17 protein-coding genes and 17 tRNA genes are annotated in these 20,702 nt (G+C 45.9%); 32 read left to right on the top strand and 2 right to left on the bottom strand.

Going from position 1 to position 20,702, the window contains the following annotated elements; translation table 11 throughout:
• Positions 1-38: 38 nt before the first annotated feature.
• From ACHFJ9_RS11765 to ACHFJ9_RS11685, 17 genes are all read left to right on the top strand, one after another.
• Positions 39-115 (top strand) — tRNA-Met (locus ACHFJ9_RS11765).
• Between the two features lie 54 nt (positions 116-169).
• Positions 170-254: transfer RNA gene (locus ACHFJ9_RS11760), tRNA-Leu, on the top strand.
• A 30-nt stretch (positions 255-284) separates the two neighbouring features.
• Positions 285-359: transfer RNA gene (locus tag ACHFJ9_RS11755), tRNA-Gln, on the top strand.
• A 53-nt stretch (positions 360-412) separates the two neighbouring features.
• A tRNA-Leu gene (locus tag ACHFJ9_RS11750) sits at positions 413-497 on the top strand.
• Positions 498-527: 30 nt separating this feature from the next.
• Positions 528-602 (top strand) — tRNA-Gln (locus ACHFJ9_RS11745).
• 53 nt (positions 603-655) lie between these two features.
• Positions 656-740 (top strand) — tRNA-Leu (locus ACHFJ9_RS11740).
• A gap of 30 nt (positions 741-770) precedes the next feature.
• Positions 771-845 (top strand) — tRNA-Gln (locus ACHFJ9_RS11735).
• Between the two features lie 53 nt (positions 846-898).
• Positions 899-983, top strand: a tRNA-Leu gene (locus ACHFJ9_RS11730).
• Between the two features lie 22 nt (positions 984-1,005).
• Positions 1,006-1,082: transfer RNA gene (locus ACHFJ9_RS11725), tRNA-Met, on the top strand.
• A gap of 54 nt (positions 1,083-1,136) precedes the next feature.
• Positions 1,137-1,221, top strand: a tRNA-Leu gene (locus ACHFJ9_RS11720).
• A 30-nt stretch (positions 1,222-1,251) separates the two neighbouring features.
• Positions 1,252-1,326: transfer RNA gene (locus ACHFJ9_RS11715), tRNA-Gln, on the top strand.
• A gap of 53 nt (positions 1,327-1,379) precedes the next feature.
• A tRNA-Leu gene (locus ACHFJ9_RS11710) sits at positions 1,380-1,464 on the top strand.
• Positions 1,465-1,486: 22 nt separating this feature from the next.
• Positions 1,487-1,563: transfer RNA gene (locus ACHFJ9_RS11705), tRNA-Met, on the top strand.
• Between the two features lie 46 nt (positions 1,564-1,609).
• A tRNA-Leu gene (locus ACHFJ9_RS11700) sits at positions 1,610-1,694 on the top strand.
• A 29-nt stretch (positions 1,695-1,723) separates the two neighbouring features.
• A tRNA-Leu gene (locus ACHFJ9_RS11695) sits at positions 1,724-1,808 on the top strand.
• A 50-nt stretch (positions 1,809-1,858) separates the two neighbouring features.
• Positions 1,859-1,933 (top strand) — tRNA-Gln (locus ACHFJ9_RS11690).
• Positions 1,934-1,986: 53 nt separating this feature from the next.
• Positions 1,987-2,071 (top strand) — tRNA-Leu (locus ACHFJ9_RS11685).
• 135 nt (positions 2,072-2,206) lie between these two features.
• Here the strand turns inward: ACHFJ9_RS11685 and ACHFJ9_RS11680 are convergent.
• Positions 2,207-3,385 (bottom strand): 2-octaprenyl-3-methyl-6-methoxy-1,4-benzoquinol hydroxylase, encoded by a 1,179-nt coding sequence (locus tag ACHFJ9_RS11680; protein WP_395356898.1) that lies wholly within the window; start codon positions 3,383-3,385, stop codon positions 2,207-2,209.
• 257 nt (positions 3,386-3,642) lie between these two features.
• On the opposite strand from ACHFJ9_RS11680, the gene miaB reads away from it, so the two are divergent.
• The 5 genes from miaB to lnt all read left to right on the top strand — a co-directional run bounded on the left by miaB (position 3,643) and on the right by lnt (position 9,261).
• Positions 3,643-5,067: a tRNA (N6-isopentenyl adenosine(37)-C2)-methylthiotransferase MiaB gene (gene miaB / locus ACHFJ9_RS11675; protein WP_005391310.1), complete on the top strand. Its 1,425-nt coding sequence runs from the start codon at positions 3,643-3,645 to the stop codon at positions 5,065-5,067.
• Between the two features lie 73 nt (positions 5,068-5,140).
• Positions 5,141-6,238 carry a PhoH family protein gene (locus ACHFJ9_RS11670; RefSeq protein ID WP_005373033.1) on the top strand — a complete coding sequence of 366 codons (1,098 nt, stop codon included), beginning with the start codon at positions 5,141-5,143 and terminating at the stop codon, positions 6,236-6,238.
• 2 nt (positions 6,239-6,240) lie between these two features.
• Positions 6,241-6,705 carry an rRNA maturation RNase YbeY gene (gene ybeY, locus ACHFJ9_RS11665; protein WP_005391311.1) on the top strand — a complete coding sequence of 155 codons (465 nt, stop codon included), beginning with the start codon at positions 6,241-6,243 and terminating at the stop codon, positions 6,703-6,705.
• A gap of 105 nt (positions 6,706-6,810) precedes the next feature.
• Positions 6,811-7,710, top strand: a complete 900-nt coding sequence (gene corC, locus ACHFJ9_RS11660) for a CNNM family magnesium/cobalt transport protein CorC (RefSeq protein ID WP_005384118.1) — start codon at positions 6,811-6,813, stop codon at positions 7,708-7,710.
• A gap of 33 nt (positions 7,711-7,743) precedes the next feature.
• Positions 7,744-9,261, top strand: a complete 1,518-nt coding sequence (gene lnt, locus ACHFJ9_RS11655) for an apolipoprotein N-acyltransferase (RefSeq protein ID WP_395356894.1) — start codon at positions 7,744-7,746, stop codon at positions 9,259-9,261.
• Positions 9,262-9,345: 84 nt separating this feature from the next.
• Here the strand turns inward: lnt and ACHFJ9_RS11650 are convergent, their stop codons facing one another.
• Positions 9,346-9,816: a zinc ribbon-containing protein gene (locus tag ACHFJ9_RS11650; protein ID WP_005373024.1), complete on the bottom strand. Its 471-nt coding sequence runs from the start codon at positions 9,814-9,816 to the stop codon at positions 9,346-9,348.
• A 153-nt stretch (positions 9,817-9,969) separates the two neighbouring features.
• Between ACHFJ9_RS11650 and leuS the strand changes: the two genes are divergently transcribed.
• The 10 genes from leuS to ybeD all read left to right on the top strand — a co-directional run bounded on the left by leuS (position 9,970) and on the right by ybeD (position 20,701).
• Positions 9,970-12,543 carry a leucine--tRNA ligase gene (gene leuS / locus ACHFJ9_RS11645; RefSeq protein ID WP_258647338.1) on the top strand — a complete coding sequence of 858 codons (2,574 nt, stop codon included), beginning with the start codon at positions 9,970-9,972 and terminating at the stop codon, positions 12,541-12,543.
• A gap of 152 nt (positions 12,544-12,695) precedes the next feature.
• The gene (lptE, locus tag ACHFJ9_RS11640) at positions 12,696-13,235 is read left to right on the top strand and encodes an LPS assembly lipoprotein LptE (RefSeq protein ID WP_005373019.1); all 540 of its coding nucleotides are present in this window, start codon (positions 12,696-12,698) and stop codon (positions 13,233-13,235) included.
• Between the two features lie 5 nt (positions 13,236-13,240).
• The gene (gene holA / locus ACHFJ9_RS11635; protein ID WP_012842066.1) at positions 13,241-14,260 is read left to right on the top strand and encodes a DNA polymerase III subunit delta; all 1,020 of its coding nucleotides are present in this window, start codon (positions 13,241-13,243) and stop codon (positions 14,258-14,260) included.
• 88 nt (positions 14,261-14,348) lie between these two features.
• Positions 14,349-14,666, top strand: coding sequence for a ribosome silencing factor (gene rsfS / locus ACHFJ9_RS11630; protein WP_005373015.1), 318 nt, complete (start codon positions 14,349-14,351; stop codon positions 14,664-14,666).
• 4 nt (positions 14,667-14,670) lie between these two features.
• Complete coding sequence (gene rlmH, locus ACHFJ9_RS11625) at positions 14,671-15,141, top strand: 23S rRNA (pseudouridine(1915)-N(3))-methyltransferase RlmH (protein ID WP_017821762.1); 471 nt, start codon at positions 14,671-14,673, stop codon at positions 15,139-15,141.
• A 29-nt stretch (positions 15,142-15,170) separates the two neighbouring features.
• The gene (mrdA, locus tag ACHFJ9_RS11620; RefSeq protein WP_012842067.1) at positions 15,171-17,087 is read left to right on the top strand and encodes a penicillin-binding protein 2; all 1,917 of its coding nucleotides are present in this window, start codon (positions 15,171-15,173) and stop codon (positions 17,085-17,087) included.
• On the top strand, positions 17,087-18,208 hold the full coding sequence (gene rodA, locus ACHFJ9_RS11615; RefSeq protein ID WP_005391317.1) for a rod shape-determining protein RodA: 1,122 nt from the start codon (positions 17,087-17,089) through the stop codon (positions 18,206-18,208). The genes mrdA and rodA overlap by 1 nt, the downstream gene beginning before the upstream one ends.
• Before the next feature lie 2 nt (positions 18,209-18,210).
• Entirely contained in the window at positions 18,211-19,014 is an 804-nt protein-coding gene (locus ACHFJ9_RS11610; protein WP_046874297.1) for a septal ring lytic transglycosylase RlpA family protein, read from the top strand.
• 90 nt (positions 19,015-19,104) lie between these two features.
• Positions 19,105-20,283: a serine hydrolase gene (locus ACHFJ9_RS11605; protein ID WP_395356889.1), complete on the top strand. Its 1,179-nt coding sequence runs from the start codon at positions 19,105-19,107 to the stop codon at positions 20,281-20,283.
• A 139-nt stretch (positions 20,284-20,422) separates the two neighbouring features.
• The gene (ybeD, locus tag ACHFJ9_RS11600; protein WP_005384135.1) at positions 20,423-20,701 is read left to right on the top strand and encodes a DUF493 family protein YbeD; all 279 of its coding nucleotides are present in this window, start codon (positions 20,423-20,425) and stop codon (positions 20,699-20,701) included.
• Position 20,702 lies beyond the last annotated feature (1 nt).

The following is a 20,702-nucleotide window of genomic DNA, read 5'->3' as shown; positions in this document are numbered from 1 at the left end:
GAGAGCGTGAAGGTTTATATTGTCTCGCTCCAAAAGATGGCTACGTAGCTCAGCTGGTTAGAGCACATCACTCATAATGATGGGGTCACAGGTTCGAATCCCGTCGTAGCCACCATGAACAACGTTATTTAGGTTTTTACCAATTACCTTGATAACTACAGAATAAGTTGCGGAAGTGGCGGAATTGGTAGACGCACCAGATTTAGGTTCTGGCGCCGCAAGGTGTGAGAGTTCAAGTCTCTCCTTCCGCACCATTATTGAAGTCTCTTTTATTAGAGCAATGTAGGGCTATCGCCAAGCGGTAAGGCAGCGGCTTTTGATGCCGCCATTCCCTGGTTCGAATCCAGGTAGCCCTGCCATATACAACGATATTGAGATTTTACCAGTTATCTTGATATCTACAGATCAAGTTGCGGAAGTGGCGGAATTGGTAGACGCACCAGATTTAGGTTCTGGCGCCGCAAGGTGTGAGAGTTCAAGTCTCTCCTTCCGCACCATTATTGAAGTCTCTTTTATTAGAGCAAAGTAGGGCTATCGCCAAGCGGTAAGGCAGCGGCTTTTGATGCCGCCATTCCCTGGTTCGAATCCAGGTAGCCCTGCCATATACAATGATATTGAGATTTTACCAATTATCTTGATATCTACAGATCAAGTTGCGGAAGTGGCGGAATTGGTAGACGCACCAGATTTAGGTTCTGGCGCCGCAAGGTGTGAGAGTTCAAGTCTCTCCTTCCGCACCATTATTGAAGTCTCTTTTATTAGAGCAAAGTAGGGCTATCGCCAAGCGGTAAGGCAGCGGCTTTTGATGCCGCCATTCCCTGGTTCGAATCCAGGTAGCCCTGCCATATACAATGATATTGAGATTTTACCAATTATCTTGATATCTACAGATCAAGTTGCGGAAGTGGCGGAATTGGTAGACGCACCAGATTTAGGTTCTGGCGCCGCAAGGTGTGAGAGTTCAAGTCTCTCCTTCCGCACCATTATTGATCAAAAATTTAAAATGGCTACGTAGCTCAGCTGGTTAGAGCACATCACTCATAATGATGGGGTCACAGGTTCGAATCCCGTCGTAGCCACCATAAACAACGTTATTTAGGTTTTTACCAATTACCTTGATAACTATAGAATAAGTTGCGGAAGTGGCGGAATTGGTAGACGCACCAGATTTAGGTTCTGGCGCCGCAAGGTGTGAGAGTTCAAGTCTCTCCTTCCGCACCATTATTAAAGCCTCTTTTATTAGAGCATTGTAGGGCTATCGCCAAGCGGTAAGGCAGCGGCTTTTGATGCCGCCATTCCCTGGTTCGAATCCAGGTAGCCCTGCCATATACAATGATATTAAGATTTTACCAATTATCTTGATATCTACAGATCAAGTTGCGGAAGTGGCGGAATTGGTAGACGCACCAGATTTAGGTTCTGGCGCCGCAAGGTGTGAGAGTTCAAGTCTCTCCTTCCGCACCATTCTTGATCAAAAGTTTAAAATGGCTACGTAGCTCAGCTGGTTAGAGCACATCACTCATAATGATGGGGTCACAGGTTCGAATCCCGTCGTAGCCACCATTGATTGGATTGCTAGCATAAGCTATCAGTCACGTAGATTTAAGATGCGGAAGTGGCGGAATTGGTAGACGCACCAGATTTAGGTTCTGGCGCCGCAAGGTGTGAGAGTTCAAGTCTCTCCTTCCGCACCATCTTAAATTAATCTACACTATCAGAATACGCGGAAGTGGCGGAATTGGTAGACGCACCAGATTTAGGTTCTGGCGCCGTAAGGTGTGAGAGTTCAAGTCTCTCCTTCCGCACCATTCTTTCTCTCGATAAGAGAGCTTAAGTAGTCTTTGGCTATTTACACTGTAGGGCTATCGCCAAGCGGTAAGGCAGCGGCTTTTGATGCCGCCATTCCCTGGTTCGAATCCAGGTAGCCCTGCCATATATAACGATATTGAGATTTTACCAATTATCTTGATATCTATAGATTAAGTTGCGGAAGTGGCGGAATTGGTAGACGCACCAGATTTAGGTTCTGGCGCCGCAAGGTGTGAGAGTTCAAGTCTCTCCTTCCGCACCATTATCGGAAAACCCAGCATGACTTTGCTGGGTTTTTTCTTTTTTTGGTTCTGGACTCGGGAAATCATTAGATTTGCCGAATTAAAAAAGCGAGCTCATGGCTCGCTTTTTTTCTATCTGTGATTTGAGTAGCTTACTACATACCTAACGCGTATTTCAGTACTTGAGCCTTAATTGGCCCTGAGTTTTCAGCAAACTTCAATGCAGCATTACGTACAAACTTCAATGGCCCAAGATCGTTGCTAAAACTTTTATAGAAAAAGTCCATGCCAGTCTGCATGAGTAAGTTGTCAGGTCGACGTGCACGTTCGTATTTCGCGAGTAAGGCATCTTCCAGCTGTTCTTTGTGTTCTGTTACCGAAAGGAGAACGTCTACATCTTTGAAGCCTAAGTTTACCCCTTGCCCTGCAAGCGGATTGATCGTATGAGCAGAGTCACCCACTAATACGCAATTTTTGCTTGAGTAGCTTTGCGCATGACGACGAGTGAGTGGAAATGAGCCAAACTGTAAAACTTCAATATCGCCCAATTCAGCCGGGAAATGACGTAAGATTTCTTCCCTTAGTTGAGGCTTACCCATCGCACACAGTTGTTTAATGCGTTTTGGCGAGTCATACCAAACCAACGAACCTTGGCCTACTTCTTGACCGTCTTCATTAGTCAAAGAGCACAAAGGTAAAAATGAACGCGGGCCTGAAGGAGTAAATTGTTGCCAAGTGATATCTTGCTGTGGCAATTCTGTTTTCACGTTAATCAACATGCAGTGTTGTCGGTAATCCCACGCAGTCACACCAATTCCAGCCAATTGACGAACTTTAGAGTTTGCACCATCAGCACCAATTACCCAGTTAGCTTCAAACTGCACCCCACTTTCTAGTGTCACAAGGTTTACATCTGCAAACTCAATGTCTTTTAATCGCTCGGGACACATCACGGTTAGATTGTCATACTGAGAGAAGACTTGCCAAAGACCTAATTGGATTAGGCGGTTTTCAACGATATAACCTAGCTGCTCCAATGACAGTTCATCAGAGTGAAAACGAGTACGGCACTCCGGGTTCTCCCAAGTTTCTAAACGCCGATAAGGGCAAACTCGCATACTTTTAATTTCTGACCATGCGCCGAGTGAATCAAGTAACTCCACCGACTGGTGCGAAATCGCAGATACGCGAATATCCATCACCTGAGCGGCATCAAAAGCTTTGGGTTTTGCACCTTCAACCAAGACAACGCTTCTGCCCTGCTTGGCAAATCCAACAGCGACGGCTGCCCCAACCATACCGCCACCGATCACGGCGATGTCATACTTGTTCATTTTTCACTCTTCATCGTGCTGATTAATTGGCGTTTTTTATTGTACTTTCCATGGCTATTTTTACAAAATTGTTTAACAAAAAACCTTGTTCTGTATAGGGCGAAAAACTAGATTTCATCAGGCTTTGCAGAGAATTAGCCAGATCACTAGTCAGGTGCTTTTTAAAGCAGTACAATACGCCGCTTACCGCCGTGATGGCGGCTATAATTTGAGCAATAGCTCTCCAATTTAAGTACAACTGAACGAGCGAAAGTGAGATGAGTAAGAAACTGCTAATTAAAACCTGGGGCTGCCAGATGAACGAATACGATTCATCAAAAATGGCCGACCTGCTTAATGCTGCAAACGGCTACGAGCTGACGGAAGAGCCAGAGGAAGCAGACGTACTTCTACTTAACACCTGTTCGATCCGTGAAAAAGCGCAAGAGAAAGTTTTCCACCAGCTTGGCCGCTGGAAAACACTAAAAGATAAAAAACCTGGCGTAGTTATCGGTGTAGGTGGTTGTGTAGCAACGCAAGAAGGTGACCATATTCGTGAACGTGCACCATACGTCGACGTTATTTTTGGCCCACAAACTCTGCACCGCCTACCTGAGATGATCAAACAATCTCAGTCGGATGACGCACCAGTTATGGACATTTCGTTCCCAGAGATCGAAAAGTTCGACCGCCTACCAGAGCCTCGTGCAGAAGGCGCGACAGCATTCGTTTCTATTATGGAAGGCTGCTCGAAGTACTGTACTTACTGTGTCGTACCGTACACTCGTGGTGAAGAAGTAAGCCGTCCAATGGATGACGTGCTGTTCGAAATCGCACAGCTTGCTGAACAAGGCGTACGTGAAGTAAACCTACTGGGTCAAAACGTAAACGCGTACCGCGGTCCAACACACGACGGTGAAATCTGTTCATTTGCAGAACTGCTTCGTTTGGTTGCGTCTATCGATGGTATCGACCGTATTCGTTTCACAACGAGCCACCCGCTAGAATTCACTGACGACATCATCGCGGTTTACGAAGATACGCCTGAGCTTGTGAGCTTCCTGCACTTACCTGTGCAAAGTGGTAGTGACCGTATCCTAACTATGATGAAACGCCCTCACACCGCTATCGAGTACAAGTCGATCATCCGTAAACTGCGTAAAGCTCGTCCTGATATTCAAATCAGTTCAGACTTTATTGTTGGTTTCCCTGGTGAGACAGACAAAGACTTCCAAGACACAATGAAGCTAATCAAAGATGTAGACTTTGACATGAGCTTCAGCTTCATCTTCTCTCCACGTCCAGGTACGCCAGCAGCGGATTACCCTTGTGATGTATCAGAACAAGTGAAGAAAGAGCGCCTTTACGAACTACAGCAAACTATCAATGCTCAAGCGATGCGTTACTCTCGCTTAATGCTTGGCACAGAACAACGTGTTCTAGTTGAAGGTCCTTCGAAGAAAAACCTAATGGAACTACGCGCTCGTACAGAAAACAACCGTGTAGTAAACTTTGAAGGTAGTGCAGACCTAATTGGTCAGTTCGTTGATGTGAAGATCGTAGACGTATTTGCGAACTCACTGCGTGGTGAGCTAGTACGTACTGAAAAAGACATGGATCTTCGTAGTGTGATTTCCCCAACGCAGATGATGGCGAAAACACGTCGCGAAGATGAGCTGGGTGTAGCTACTTTTACGCCATAAGCTCGTATAAATAGCCATGGAGAGCCTGGTCGTTATCAGGCTCTCACTAAGTGGCAAAAAATGAGAGGCAACATTGAGTAATAAAATCGTAACTCTAGAAATTAACCTAGAACCTTCCGACAACCGCCGACTTGCTAGCCTGTGCGGTCCATTCGATGACAACATCAAGCATTTAGAACGTCGCCTAGGCGTTGAAATTAACCACCGTAGTGACCATTTTACAATTGTCGGTAAACCTCACACCGCATCAGCTGCGCTGGATATCCTGAAAACTCTGTATGTTGATACCGCACCTGTACGAGGTGAGATCCCAGACATTGAGCCTGAACAGATCCATCTAGCAATTAAAGAATCTGGTGTTCTTGAGCAGAATACTGAGTCTAATATCGAGCATGGTAAAGAAGTCTTCGTCAAAACCAAGAAAGGCGTGATCAAACCACGTACGCCAAACCAAGCTCAGTACTTGGTTAATATGGTCACGCATGATATTTCTTTTGGTATTGGCCCGGCTGGTACAGGTAAAACTTATCTTGCTGTTGCAGCAGCAGTTGACGCACTAGAGCGCCAAGAGATCCGTCGTATTCTATTGACGCGCCCTGCGGTTGAAGCCGGTGAGAAACTGGGCTTCCTACCTGGTGACTTAAGCCAGAAAGTCGACCCATACCTACGTCCGCTATACGATGCCCTATTTGAAATGTTGGGCTTTGAGCGCGTAGAGAAGCTGATTGAACGTAACGTGATTGAGGTAGCCCCTCTTGCTTACATGCGTGGTCGTACTCTAAACGACGCTTTCATCATTCTTGATGAGAGTCAGAACACCACGGTTGAGCAGATGAAGATGTTCCTAACGCGTATTGGTTTTAACTCTCGCGCAGTTATCACTGGTGACGTCACGCAAATCGACTTACCTCGTGGTGCAAAATCAGGTCTTCGTCATGCTATTGAAGTATTGAGCGAAGTCGACGACATCAGCTTTAACTTCTTCTTAGCAGACGACGTTGTACGTCACCCAGTGGTTGCTCGTATCGTTAACGCGTATGAGAAGTGGGAAGCACAAGACCAGAAAGAGCGTAAAGAGTTCGAGAAGCGTCGTCGTGAAGAACGCGATGCGAAGTTACTAGAAGCAGCAAAAGCTGAACTGAATGCACAAGTTGCTTCCACTAAGGAATAATCATGGCGATTGAACTTGATCTGCAACTGGCAGTCGAAAATGAAGAAGGGCTGCCTTCGCAGCAAGATTTCCAATTGTGGCTAGATAAGACGATTCCTCTCTTCCAGCCACAAGCCGAAGTGACCATTCGCATTGTGGATGAACAAGAAAGTCACACGCTTAACCATGAGTATCGTGGTAAAGATAAACCGACTAATGTGCTGTCTTTTCCATTTGAAGCTCCTCCGGGTATGGAAATAGATTTACTTGGCGACTTAATTATTTGCCGCCAAGTCGTTGAAAAAGAGGCAATTGAACAGAACAAGCCTCTGTTAGCACATTGGGCGCATATGGTTGTACATGGCAGCTTGCATCTGCTAGGTTATGATCATATTGAGGATGACGAAGCCGAAGAGATGGAGTCCCTCGAAACCGAAATCATGCAAGGTATGGGCTATGAAGACCCTTACATTGCTGAAAAAGAGTAGCCATTGGCTATTCAGCAGGGAAAGGCGAACCACCAAAATGATTCTCGTGTTCGCCTCTCTATGTGTGCTATCACACTTCTGATAGCGTTACTTAATTGAGAAACAATGAACGAAGATAATTCTCCCTCTTCTAACGAAGATAAGAAAGAAAAGGCAGAAGGTCCGAGTAGAAAGTCCTTCTTTGAACGTCTAGGTCAATTATTTCAGGGCGAACCAAAAGATCGCCAAGAGCTTGTGGATGTTATCCGTGACTCTGAAGTCAATGACCTGATTGACCATGACACCCGCGATATGCTTGAAGGTGTTATGGAAATCTCCGAAATGCGCGTGCGTGACATTATGATCCCGCGTTCGCAAATGGTTACGGTTGAGCGTACTCACGACCTTGATACCTTGGTTGCCTTGATTACCGATGCTCAACACTCTCGCTACCCTGTGATCAGCGAAGATAAAGACCATGTGGAAGGCATTCTTCTTGCGAAGGACTTACTTAAATACTTAGGCTCAGGCAGTAATCCATTTGATATCGAAGAAGTTATTCGACCAGCCGTTGTGGTACCGGAAAGTAAACGCGTTGATCGACTGCTGAAAGAGTTCCGTGAAGAACGTTATCATATGGCCATTGTTGTCGATGAATTCGGTGGTGTTTCTGGTCTTGTGACCATTGAAGATATCCTTGAAGAAATCGTCGGGGATATCGAAGATGAATTCGATGAAAGCGAAGAGACAGACATTCGTAAGCTTAGCAAGCATACGTTTGCTGTCAGAGCGCTGACAACCATCGAAGAGTTTAATGAGACATTTGGAACTAACTTCAGCGATGAGGAAGTAGATACCGTTGGTGGCATGGTCATGACTGCCTTTGGTCACTTACCTTCTCGTGGTGAACTGGTTGAAATTGAAGGTTACAACTTCAAAGTCACCGCTGCCGATAACCGTCGTGTCATTCAACTCCAAGTGACGATCCCAGACGAAGAAACCCTGGTTGAAGCCACTCAAGAGTAACGCGATACCCATTGGGAATCTCAGAAAATTATAATGATGAATGAACTCTTTCATCGCCTCAAGCGGCCCTTAGTGGCCGCTTTTGTTGGCGCCTCTACTACGCTCGCTTTTGCACCTTACCAGTTGTGGCCTGTTGCCATTCTTAGCCCAGCTATTCTACTGATTCTTCTTGCTAACCAAACTCCGAAACGTGCACTGTGGATTGGCTATGCTTGGGGGTTGGGTCAATTTGCAACTGGCGTTAGCTGGGTGTACGTCAGTATCTCCGGCTTTGGTGGCATGCCACTGATTGCCAATTTATTTTTAATGGGCTTGCTTGTCGCCTACTTGGCTGTTTATTCCGGCTTATTTGCTTGGCTCAACAACAAACTCTTTCCTCAATTTACGCTCGCAAAAGCGCTTCTCGCTGCGCCCGCTTTATGGCTAATCAGTGATTGGTTGCGTGGTTGGGTGATGACCGGCTTCCCTTGGTTATGGCTAGGTTACAGCCAGATTGATGCTCCACTAGCAAGCTTTGCGCCTATCGGTGGCGTGGAACTGCTCACTCTGTTTATCCTTATTAGTGCGGGGGCATTAGCCTATGCTTGGGTTCATAAACAGTGGCTGATGGTGGTTATTCCCGCGGTATTACTCAGCACAGGCTTTGGGATTCGAAACTACGATTGGGTAACACCTCGGCCAGAAGACACGACTAAGCTCGCGCTGATTCAAGGTAACGTTGACCAAAACCTTAAGTGGCTGCCAAGCCAACGTTGGCCAACCATCATGAAATACGCCGATCTCACTCGTGAAAACTGGGACGCTGATATTATCGTCTGGCCAGAAGCTGCAATTCCTGCTTTTGAAATTGAAGTGCCTTCATTTTTGAGCAATATCGACAGCGCAGCAAAAATGAATAACAGCGCAATCATCACTGGTGTCGTCAACCAAGCTGAAGATCGACAGTTCTACAACAGTATCCTATCCCTTGGCATCACACCATACGGTGACTACAGTTTCGACTTGAGCGAACGCTACCATAAGCATCACCTATTACCGTTTGGTGAGTTTGTTCCATTTGAGGATATTCTGCGCCCATTAGCGCCATTCTTTAACTTACCGATGTCGTCGTTTAGCCGTGGGGCTTTTGTGCAGCCCAACATCGTTGCGAATGGCATGCACATGGCACCAGCGCTTTGCTATGAGATCATCTTTAATGAGCAAGTACGTCAAAATGTGACTGACGAAACAGACTTCATTCTAACGCTATCGAACGACGCATGGTTTGGTCACTCTATCGGCCCTCTTCAGCATATGGAGATCGCCCGTATGCGTGCCTTAGAATTAGGTAAACCGCTCATCCGCTCGACTAACAACGGATTAACAGCGGTAACCGATCACAAGGGTATAATCGTTGAGCAAGTACCGCAGTTTGAAACTGCAGTACTGCGCGCAGAGCTCACCCCAACCAATGGACAAACGCCATATCGAATCGTTGGTACTTGGCCATTGTATATTTGGGTTGGGTTAAGTTTAGCGCTGGCTTTCGGTTTAAGAAGAAAACAGAGCTGATAACAGCTTGAAAGTAGAAAAGACAAAAAAGAGGCGACCAAGCCTCTTTTTTATTCATAGCACTATACAGTCGTTACGCGCCATTTATGGCTTTAATGACTGACGAGTAAAGCCTTTGTGACCACATTTAATACACGGAATGATTACAGTTGGGTGGTTATACGTTGTCTTGTGACCACACTCATCACAGACCAAGGTGCCTAAGCCTATCACCTCTCCTGCTTCATATAGCCCTTGATGCTCTAAGTCATCGAACAACTCAACCCACTCAACTTTAGTTCGGTCTGTAATCTCTAACAGCCCTTGCCATATCGAATCCGCAATCGTTAAGTAAAACGGGCCGCTTTTGCTATCCTCGTAACTCTCTGAAAACTCTTTTAAGTCTGCTTTAAGGTACGCTTTGATTAAAGCCAATTCATCTTTGGTCAAGTCATTAGCAGCATCCACCACTTTGCCCGACGTCTCAATCGCTTTGTTAACTTCTTCCGGACTGTGCTTCAAGGTTTCAATCACATCCTCGAGCATTTCCTCATAACCTGTTTTACGTTTAGGCATAACTGACCTCCATCTTTCTCCTACCTGCGTCACTTAAGGGCGCATGGGTACAGATTGGCTATTGTTGTGATCCCTAGCTTTAGGTATTCTATGACGATCTATTTAAGTCTGTTCTAACCGAACTCACAAATTCCAAGATAACGGATACCATCGATGCAAGAACAATACAACCCACAAGATATTGAACAAAAAGTTCAAAAGCACTGGGATGACAACAAAACCTTTGTTGTAAGTGAAGACCCAAATAAAGAAAAATTCTACTGTCTATCCATGTTCCCATACCCAAGTGGTCGACTGCACATGGGTCACGTGCGCAACTACACTATCGGTGATGTAGTATCTCGTTTCCAACGCCTACAAGGTAAAAACGTGATGCAACCAATCGGTTGGGACGCATTCGGTCTACCTGCAGAAAACGCAGCAGTAAAAAACAAAACTGCACCAGCACCTTGGACTTACGAAAACATCGAATACATGAAGAACCAACTTAAGCTTCTAGGCTTTGGTTACGATTGGAACCGTGAATTCGCAACATGTACGCCTGAGTACTACCGCTGGGAACAAGAGTTCTTCACTAAACTTTACGAGAAAGGTTTAGTTTACAAAAAGACTTCTTCTGTTAACTGGTGTCCTAACGACCAAACTGTTCTTGCAAACGAGCAGGTTGAAGACGGTTGCTGCTGGCGTTGTGATACGCCTGTAGAGCAAAAAGAAATCCCTCAATGGTTCATCAAAATCACTGAATACGCTCAAGAGCTACTAGACGACCTAGACAAGCTTGAAGGTTGGCCTGAAATGGTGAAAACCATGCAGCGCAACTGGATTGGCCGCTCTGAAGGCGTTGAGCTGAAGTTTGAAGTTAAGGGTCAACAAGACCTAGAAGTTTACACAACACGTCCAGATACGCTAATGGGTGTGACTTACGTGGGCATCGCAGCCGGCCACCCTCTTGCAGCTCTTGCTGCAGAGAACAACCCAGAGCTTGCAGCGTTTATCGACGAATGTAAGAACAACAAGGTTGCAGAAGCTGAGCTAGCGACAATGGAGAAGAAAGGTATGGCTACTGGCCTTACTGCTATTCATCCATTGAACGGCCGCGAAGTTCCTGTTTACGTAGCAAACTTCGTACTGATGGACTACGGTACAGGCGCGGTAATGGCAGTACCTGCACACGACCAACGTGACTACGAGTTCGCAACGAAGTACGGTCTAGACATCGTGCCTGTTATCAAGCCTACTGATGGCAGCGAGCTAGACATCTCTGAAGCAGCATACACAGAGAAAGGCGTACTGTTCGATTCAGGTGAATTCGACGGCCTAGAATTCCAAGCGGCGTTCGATGCAATTGCAGCGAAGCTAGAAGCAGAAGGCAAAGGCACTAAGACTGTAAACTTCCGTCTACGCGACTGGGGTGTATCTCGTCAACGTTACTGGGGCGCACCAATCCCAATGGTAACGACTGAAGACGGTGAAGTTCACCCAGTACCTGCTGACCAACTACCAGTGATTCTTCCAGAAGACGTGGTAATGGACGGCGTAACCAGCCCAATCAAAGCAGATAAAGAATGGGCGAAGACCACATTCAACGGCGAACCTGCTCTACGTGAGACAGATACGTTCGATACGTTCATGGAATCTTCTTGGTACTACGCGCGTTACTGTTCACCGCAAGCAGACGACATCCTAGATCCAGAAAAAGCAAACTACTGGCTACCAGTAGACCAGTACATCGGCGGTATCGAGCACGCTTGTATGCACCTACTGTACTCACGCTTCTTCCACAAGTTGCTACGTGACGCGGGCTACGTAACGTCTGACGAACCGTTCAAGCAGCTACTATGTCAAGGCATGGTACTGGCAGACGCGTTCTACTTCGAGAACGAGAAAGGCGGTAAAGAATGGGTTGCTCCAACAGACGTAGCTGTTGAACGTGATGGTAAAGGCCGCATTACTTCTGCTAAAGACACTGAAGGTCGCGATGTAACGCACTCAGGCATGATCAAGATGTCTAAGTCTAAGAACAACGGTATCGACCCTCAAGAAATGGTAGATAAGTACGGCGCTGACACAGTACGTCTATTCATGATGTTCGCGTCTCCAGCAGACATGACGCTTGAATGGCAAGAGTCTGGCGTAGAAGGTGCGAATCGCTTCCTGAAACGTGTTTGGAAACTAGTGAAAGAGCACACAGCGAAAGGCGCAGCAGAAGCAGTAGATACCGCAGCGCTTTCTGGTGATCAAAAAGCACTTCGCCGTGACGTTCACAAAACTATCGCGAAAGTGACGGACGATATCGCTCGTCGTCAAACATTCAACACCGCGATCGCAGCGATCATGGAGCTGATGAACAAACTAGCGAAAGCGCCTCAAGAATCTGCGCAAGATCGTGCAATCCTTGACGAAGCACTGAAAGCTATTGTTGTCATGCTTTACCCTATCACTCCGCATATCTCATACGAGCTATGGGCAGCACTAGGTGAAACAGACATTGATAACGCGGCATGGCCGACGTTTGACGAAAAAGCGCTAGTTGAAGACGAAAAAACTATCGTTGTTCAAGTTAACGGTAAGCTACGTGCGAAGCTAACAGTCCCAGCGGATATCTCTAAAGACGATATCGAACAGCTTGGTCTAAACGACGAAAACGTGGTTAAGTTCACTGATGGCCTGACTATTCGTAAAGTCATTTACGTTCCAGGTAAACTGCTGAACATCGTTGCAAACTAATCACAGCTTGCAATTTGTCTCTGTTTAGCGAACTTATTTGTTAACCAAGAGTCATTAAACAGGGTAGTTCGCTACCCTGTTTATTTACCTCAAACCATTCACATGAGTGGTTTAAGGTAAATAACCCCTTCAATTTAGGATGAATACAATCAATGCGCTTTTTCTCTTTGATTAAACTACCAGTGGTATTGGTATTAGCGGGGCTTCTTTCTGCCTGTGGTTTTCACCTTCGCGGCGAGTATTCCGTACCGGAAGAGCTGCACACTATGTCTTTCTCCAGCTACGATGAATACAGTGAATTAACTCGCTATGTTCGCTCTCAACTCGAACTGAACAAAGTTGAACTTGTTCAACCATCATCGACGGTACCCAACCTTCATTTGACGGAAGCGACTATCGATGAGCGTACACTGTCTCTGTATCAAAATAGCCGTGCAGCAGAAAAAGAGCTGACATACGTAGTAAAATACCGTGTGACGATTCCTGGCTATGGCTCTAAAAACTTTACGACAACAGTAAACCGCAACTACCTAGACAACCCGTTGACGGCACTTGCAAAATCTGTTGAACGTGACGTAATTGAAGACGAGATGCGCTTGCAAGCTGCAAAACAGATGATGCGCCAGTTGGGCCGTATTCGTGCCGAATATGAAGCAGGACAAATCTCTGAGCCAGCGAACACAAACTCTTAATCACTATGCGAATTTATGCCGATAAATTAACGGATCATTTAACTAAACACGTTAAACAAGTTTACCTAATCTTTGGTAATGAGCCGTTACTGATTCAAGAGAGCCGCCAAGCAATCCAAAAGGCAGCGTTTCAACAAGGTTTTGAGGAAAAACACCGTTTTGCGGTAGACGCAAGCATCGACTGGAATCAAGTTTACGATTGCTTCCAAGCGATGAGCCTGTTCTCAAACCGTCAATTGATCGAGCTTGAAATTCCAGAGAGTGGCGTGACAACCGCCGTCAGCAAAGAGCTGCAAACACTGTGTGATATGCTGCATGATGACATCATGCTCGTCATTGTTGGTAGCAAACTGACCAAAGCCCAAGAAAATGCGAAATGGTTCAAAGCATTAAGCTCAAAAGGCGACTGGGTAAGCTGTTTGTCGCCAGATCTACAACGCTTACCTATGTTCATTCAGGCACGTTGCCGCACGTTGGGCCTAAAACCCGATCAACAATCACTGCAAATGTTGGCTCAATGGCATGAAGGTAACCTGTTTGCATTGTCACAAAGCTTAGAGAAATTGGCCCTACTCTACCCGGATGGTGAGCTGACCATCATACGTTTAGAGGAAGCCCTAAGTCGCCATAATCACTTTACTACGTTTAACTGGATCGACGCCTTACTGGCAGGTAAAGCAAACCGTGCACAACGTATTCTTCGCCAACTTGAGGCGGAAGGGGTCGAGACCGTGATCTTGATTCGAAGTGTACAAAAAGAGTTGAGCCAACTTTTAAATATGCATCAAGACTTAACTCAAATGGGAATGAACCAGGTATTTGAGAAATATCGAGTTTGGCAAAACAAGCGTCCACTCTATAACGCAGCACTGACCCGCTTATCGGCGAGTCGTATATGTGCATTGCTCTCCTTGTTGGCTCAAGCAGAGATAAAAGCCAAAACTCAATATGACGAGTCTGTATGGCCAACTATTCATCAGTTGAGCTTAGAAACCTGCTCTCCTGATATTAAGCTGGCAATTTAAAAATCAAAGCGTGATATAGTGCGCGACCTGTTTTGCAAGCAAGAATGTAAAACACTGTAGAGATAAGAGACAAACCGAGGAAAACCGAGTGCTTCGCGAAGAACTGAAAGACTTTTTAGCTGATAAAGCCGACGACATGAAAGCGGAAGACATTATCGTCCTAAATGTGGAAGATAAATCAAGCGTGACAGATTACATGATCATCTGTACTGGCACATCCAAACGCCACGTTTCATCCATCGCTGACCACGTTGCAACAGAAGTGAAAAAAGCCGGTCTTGAGCCACTAGGAATGGAAGGTGAAAACGAAGGTGAATGGGTAGTCCTAGATATGGGCGACGCCATGCTTCACGTGATGCAAGAAGAGCACCGCGAACTCTACCAGCTAGAAAAACTCTGGGGTTAATCTTTTGAAAATTCAACTAATTGCTGTTGGCACAAAAATGCCAAAATGGGTTGAGGAAGGCTTTCAAGAATATCGTCGCCGTTTCCCACATGATATGCCATTGGAGTTGATTGAAATCTCTGCTGGCAAACGTGGAAAAAATGCCGATATCGCTCGTATCCTGCAAAAAGAAGGGGAAGCGATGCTCGCTGCGGTACCAAAAGGCAACCGTATCGTCACGTTAGATATCCCAGGTAAAAAATGGGACACTCCTCAACTCGCTGAGCAGTTAGAAGCTTGGAAATTAGATGGCCGTGATGTATCAATCTTAATCGGCGGTCCTGAAGGACTCGCTCCTGCATGCAAAGCTGCAGCAGACCAAAGCTGGTCATTGTCTGCCTTAACGCTACCCCACCCTTTAGTGCGTATCGTAATGGCAGAAAGCTTGTACCGAGCGTGGAGCATCACCGCGAACCATCCTTACCACCGCGAATAATCGTTGTTTAACTTTAGAGCCAAGCGTTAATGATTCGTAAGCGCCGCAGTCAAATCCGAGATTATCAAGCCGAAGCGCGTCTGTTTGCCAGCCGCGCTATTGTCGCTTTTATCGGCATTGTTCTCTTGATGGGAGCTCTGGTCGCCAATATGTACAACATTCAGGTGAACCAGTTTCAAGATTATCAAACCCGCTCGAACGATAACCGTATCAAAGTGGTTCCTATCGCGCCTAACCGAGGTCTGATTTATGATCGAAATGGTGTTTTACTGGCAGAGAACCGTCCCGTCTTTAACTTAGAACTGACTCCAGAAAAAATTAAAGACATTGATGCAACCATCCAAGAACTACAAACCATTCTGGAAATTACCCCAGATCAGATTGAACGTTTCCACCAAGAGCGTAAACGGACTCGTCGATTTAAGTCGGTCCCACTGCTTACCCAACTGAACGAAAAACAAGTAGCGGTATTCTCCGTCAATCAGTACCGCTTTCCTGGTGTAGAAATAAGTGCGACCTTAAAGCGCTACTACCCTTTCAGCGAAGTCTTAACCCACGTGATTGGTTACGTTTCTCGAATCAATGATCGCGACATGCAGCGCCTGATCCGAGAAGAAAAAGACGCAAACTATCAAGCCACTCGCGACATTGGTAAGCTGGGTATCGAAAAATACTACGAAGACCTCTTACACGGTACGGCCGGATATCAAGAAGTCGAAGTAAACAGCCGCGGCCGAGTAATTCGTACGTTAAAGTACGTTCCACCTGTACCCGGAAAAGACATCGTTTTAAACCTTGATATCAACTTGCAGCTGTACGTACACCAATTATTGGATGGCCGCAGAGGCAGTGCTGTAGTGATCGATCCTAGAGACAACGGCGTACTGGCTATGGTTTCAAGTCCTAGCTACGATCCTAACTCGTTCGTGCACGGAATCTCAGGTAAAGACTATCGCGCCCTTTTGAACGATAAAAACCGTCCCTTGGTCAACCGAACCACACTTGGCATTTATCCACCCGCGTCTACCATCAAACCATTTATGGCGGTAGCCGCGCTACAAGAAGGTGTCGTCACACCGAACACTACGCGAAATGATCCTGGTTATTGGCGCATACCAAACTCCAACACTCGCCCATTCCGTGACTGGTTGCGTTGGGGGCACGGACGCGTCGATATCATTAAGTCGATCGAAGAGTCTGTTGATACCTTCTACTATCAAATCGCTTATGACATGGGTATTGACCGTATTTCGAATTGGATGATGATGTTCGGTTTTGGTGATTACACTGGCATCGATATCTACGAAGAAAGTAAGGCGAATATGCCGACTCGTGACTGGAAAATGTCTCGCCATAAAACCCCGTGGTACAAAGGCGATACGATCCCTGTGGGTATCGGTCAAGGTTATTGGACAGCAACACCAATGCAAATCGCCAAAGCGACCTCCGTATTAGTAAATGAGGGAGAAGTGATCGCACCTCACTTACTAAAAGCGACGATAGAGAACGGCAACGACTTCGAAGAACAACAAACAACAGAATACGTGACTTACCCGCCAATCAAGAATGTACCGAAAAAGTACTGGGATATGGCGAAAGAAGGCATGCGTCGTGTAAACCATGGCACGCGCGGAACAGCTCGCCGCTCATTCTACAAAATGAGTTATCAAACAGCGGGTAAATCAGGTACTGCGCAAGTCTTCGGTCTGGGTGAAAACGAAGAGTACAACGCAGATGAGATCGCCGAACACTTACGTGACCATGCGTTATTTACTGGCTTTGCACCATTTGATGATCCTAAAGTGGTCGTCACTGTAGTGCTAGAAAACGCCGGCGGTGGTTCTAGCAACGGAGCCCCAGTAGTGAGAAAGATCTTTGATCGAGTCGTACTTGGCCCAGAAGAAATTGAGCCTGATAACAATGCGAAGAAAGAGGTAAAACAGTAATGAAGATGGATCCCTCTACAGGTAAAAATCGCGCCCTGTTTGAACGCTTCCATATCGACTTACCACTCCTACTTGGCATATTGGCCCTGATGGGGTTTGGCCTCGTGATCATGTACAGCGCTAGTGGCCAAAGTTTACTGATGATGGATCGCCAAGCCATGCGGATGGTGCTTTCACTCGTTGTGATGATCGTTCTTGCGCAGCTTTCTCCACGAACCTACGAGAGCCTGGCACCTTTGATGTTCGTCGGCGGCGTCATACTGCTCTTTGGCGTGCTGTTTTTCGGTGAAGCATCTAAAGGCGCACAGCGTTGGCTTAACCTCGGTTTTGTGCGCTTTCAACCTTCCGAGTTATTGAAGCTCGCGGTGCCATTAATGGTGGCACGCTATGTAGGTCGACAACCCCTTCCACCAACGCTAAAAACACTCATCGTTGCACTGATTATGGTCTGCTTGCCAACCATCCTCATTGCAAAACAGCCTGACTTAGGGACCTCTATTCTAATCGCCGCTTCTGGTATTTTTGTTATCTTCCTCGCGGGCATTAGTTGGAAAATCATCGCTGGTGCCGCCATCGCACTCGGTGGTTTCATTCCGATTTTGTGGTTCTTCTTGATGCGCGAATACCAAAAAGTTCGCGTACGTACTCTGTTTAACCCAGAGTCAGATCCGCTTGGTGCGGGCTACCACATTATTCAGAGTAAAATCGCGATTGGCTCTGGTGGTATTTCAGGCAAAGGTTGGTTGCAAGGCACTCAATCACAACTGGAATTTCTTCCTGAACGACACACTGACTTTATCTTTGCAGTAATTGCTGAAGAATGGGGTATGATTGGCTTCCTTTGCCTTTTAGCCATCTATCTATTTATTATTGGACGAGGTTTATACCTCGCCAGCCAAGCGCAAACTGCATTTGGACGAATGATGGCAGGCAGTATTGTACTCAGCTTCTTCGTGTATATTTTTGTAAATATTGGCATGGTAAGTGGCATCCTACCTGTAGTAGGTGTACCGTTGCCACTCATTAGTTATGGCGGCACATCAATGGTAACCTTGATGGCTGGCTTTGGTATTCTGATGTCAATTCATACGCACCGAAAAGCATTCTCTAAGGCGACCTAGACATGCAAAAACGCGCTTTATATTCCTTGGTTTTCTCTGCTCTTATTTTGGCAGGCTGTTCATCAACTAGCCAAAAAGAACAAGAAGGCCGTTACGAACTCGAATCCGATGTTGCACCGGATACACCGCTTTCAGTCGAACACATCGAGGATGCGCACCCTAAATATGAACCGTACAGCCTAGGTGGGAACAAAGATTACCACTTGCGTGGCAAAGACTACAAAATAGTTCGCGATGCCAAAGGCTTTAAAGAAAAAGGCCGCGCATCTTGGTATGGGAAGAAGTTCCAAGGTCATTTGACTTCTAATGGCGAAATCTATGACATGTACTCAATGACAGCGGCTCATAAAACGCTACCGTTACCGAGTTACGTAAAAGTCACCAACACTGACAACGGCAAAACTACCGTAGTACGAGTTAATGACCGAGGTCCGTTTCACGATGGCCGTATTATCGATTTAAGCTATGCCGCAGCACATAAGTTAGATGTGATAAAAACAGGTACAGCGAACGTGGAAATTGAAGTAATCAGTATCAATCAGCCCACGGATAAAAAATCTTTAGAAGCGCACCCTAAGTACGTTATTCAGGTGGCATCATCAAAAAATGAAGAACGCGCACGAACTTTAGGGACAGAGCTTGGTCAAAAACTGGATACAGAAACTTTCCTAGAAAATGCGAAAGAGTCTTATCGCTTGTTGTTAGGGCCATTTACTGACTATTCCCTGACGCAAGCCACTCTAGATAAAGTAAAGTTGCTCGGCTATTCGTCTGCATTTATTAAAAAACACAACACTGCCAAATGACCTAGTGTCATGAATTTCTCCTCGATCCCCTCTTACATAGCTGGGGATTCTGATAAGATGTCCGCAGTTAACCCAAAAATTTGAATTACCATGAATAAAAATAAGTTTGTGAAATCTATTCTCGTTTCTTCGGTTGCCCTTTCTGCAACTTTCGCTCAATCTACTCTTGCATCACCTATCGTTGTTCCAGATGCCCCTCAAATCGCTGCGAAGGGCTACGTACTGATGGATTACCATTCAGGTAAAGTACTGGCAGAGAAAGAGATGAACACAAAATTGTCTCCAGCCAGTCTGACTAAGATGATGACCAGCTACGTAATCGGCCAAGAACTAGCGCGTGGTAATATCTCAGAAGATGACGATGTCACCATCAGTAAAAATGCATGGGCGAAAAACTTCCCTGAATCATCAAAAATGTTCATTGAAGTGGGCACAACTGTAAAAGTACGTGACCTAAACCGCGGTATCATCGTCCAATCTGGTAACGATGCCTGTGTAGCGATGGCTGAACATATTGCAGGCTCAGAAGATGCGTTTGTTGACCTAATGAACGCTTGGGCCAACACACTAGGTATGACGAACTCGCACTTTGCTAACGTTCATGGTCTAGATAACGCTGAGCTGTACTCGACACCATACGACATGGCATTGCTAGGTAAAGCCCTGATCCGTGACGTACCAAATGAGTACCGCGTGTACTCAGAGAAGAAATTCACTTACAACGGCATCACCCAATACAACCGTAACGGTCTACTTTGGGATAAGAGCATGAACGTTGATGGCATCAAAACGGGTCACACAAGCAATGCAGGTTACAGCCTAGTAAGTTCAGCAACTGAAGGCCAAATGCGTTTGGTTGCGGTCGTAATGGGCACGAAAGATGCCAATGCTCGTAAGTCAGAAAGCAAAAAGCTACTAAGCTACGGCTTCCGTTTCTTCGAAACAGTAGCGCCGCACAAAGCAGGTGAAACGTTCGTTGAAGAAAAAGTGTGGATGGGTAACAAAGACACTGTAGCGTTGGGCCTTGACCAAGATACTTACGTAACACTACCACGTGGTGAAGCGAAAAACCTAAAAGCCAGCTTCGTCCTTGAAAAAGAGCTAGAAGCCCCAATTAATAAAGGTGATGTAGTTGGTAAGCTATACTATCAGATCGATGGTGAAGATATTGCCGAATACCCACTAATGGCACTAGAAACCGTAGAGCAAGGTAGTCTATTTAGCCGCATGTGGGATTACATCGTATTGTTATTCAAGAGCTTCTTCTAAGAAGAACGTTAGAGTAGCAAACTTATTCGCAAAGCCGCCTGAAAGGGCGGCTTTTTAAGTTTGAGATCCTCGTCTTGAGTTCCCCCTAATTTGACTGTACTATTTCGCACCGCAACGAATATCTACTGGAGTTATCGATATGCTAACCATCAACTCTGATGCAAAATTAAAAGACCTGCTTGAGTTCCCTTGTTCATTTACTTACAAGGTAATGGGTCATGCAAAGCCTGAACTTCCAGAGCTTGTTCTTGAAGTTATTCAGCGCCATGCTCCAGGTGACTACAGCCCGACCGTTAAACCAAGTGCTAAGGGCAACTACCACTCGGTATCAATCAACATCACTGCAACGTCTATCGAGCAAGTTGAGACGCTATACAAAGAGTTAGGTGAAATTGACATCGTGCGCATGGTTCTATAAT

Source organism: Vibrio sp. D3, assembly GCF_043995865.1.
Taxonomy (GTDB): domain Bacteria; phylum Pseudomonadota; class Gammaproteobacteria; order Enterobacterales; family Vibrionaceae; genus Vibrio; species Vibrio diabolicus.
This window is presented reverse-complemented; position numbering and strand designations above follow the sequence as displayed.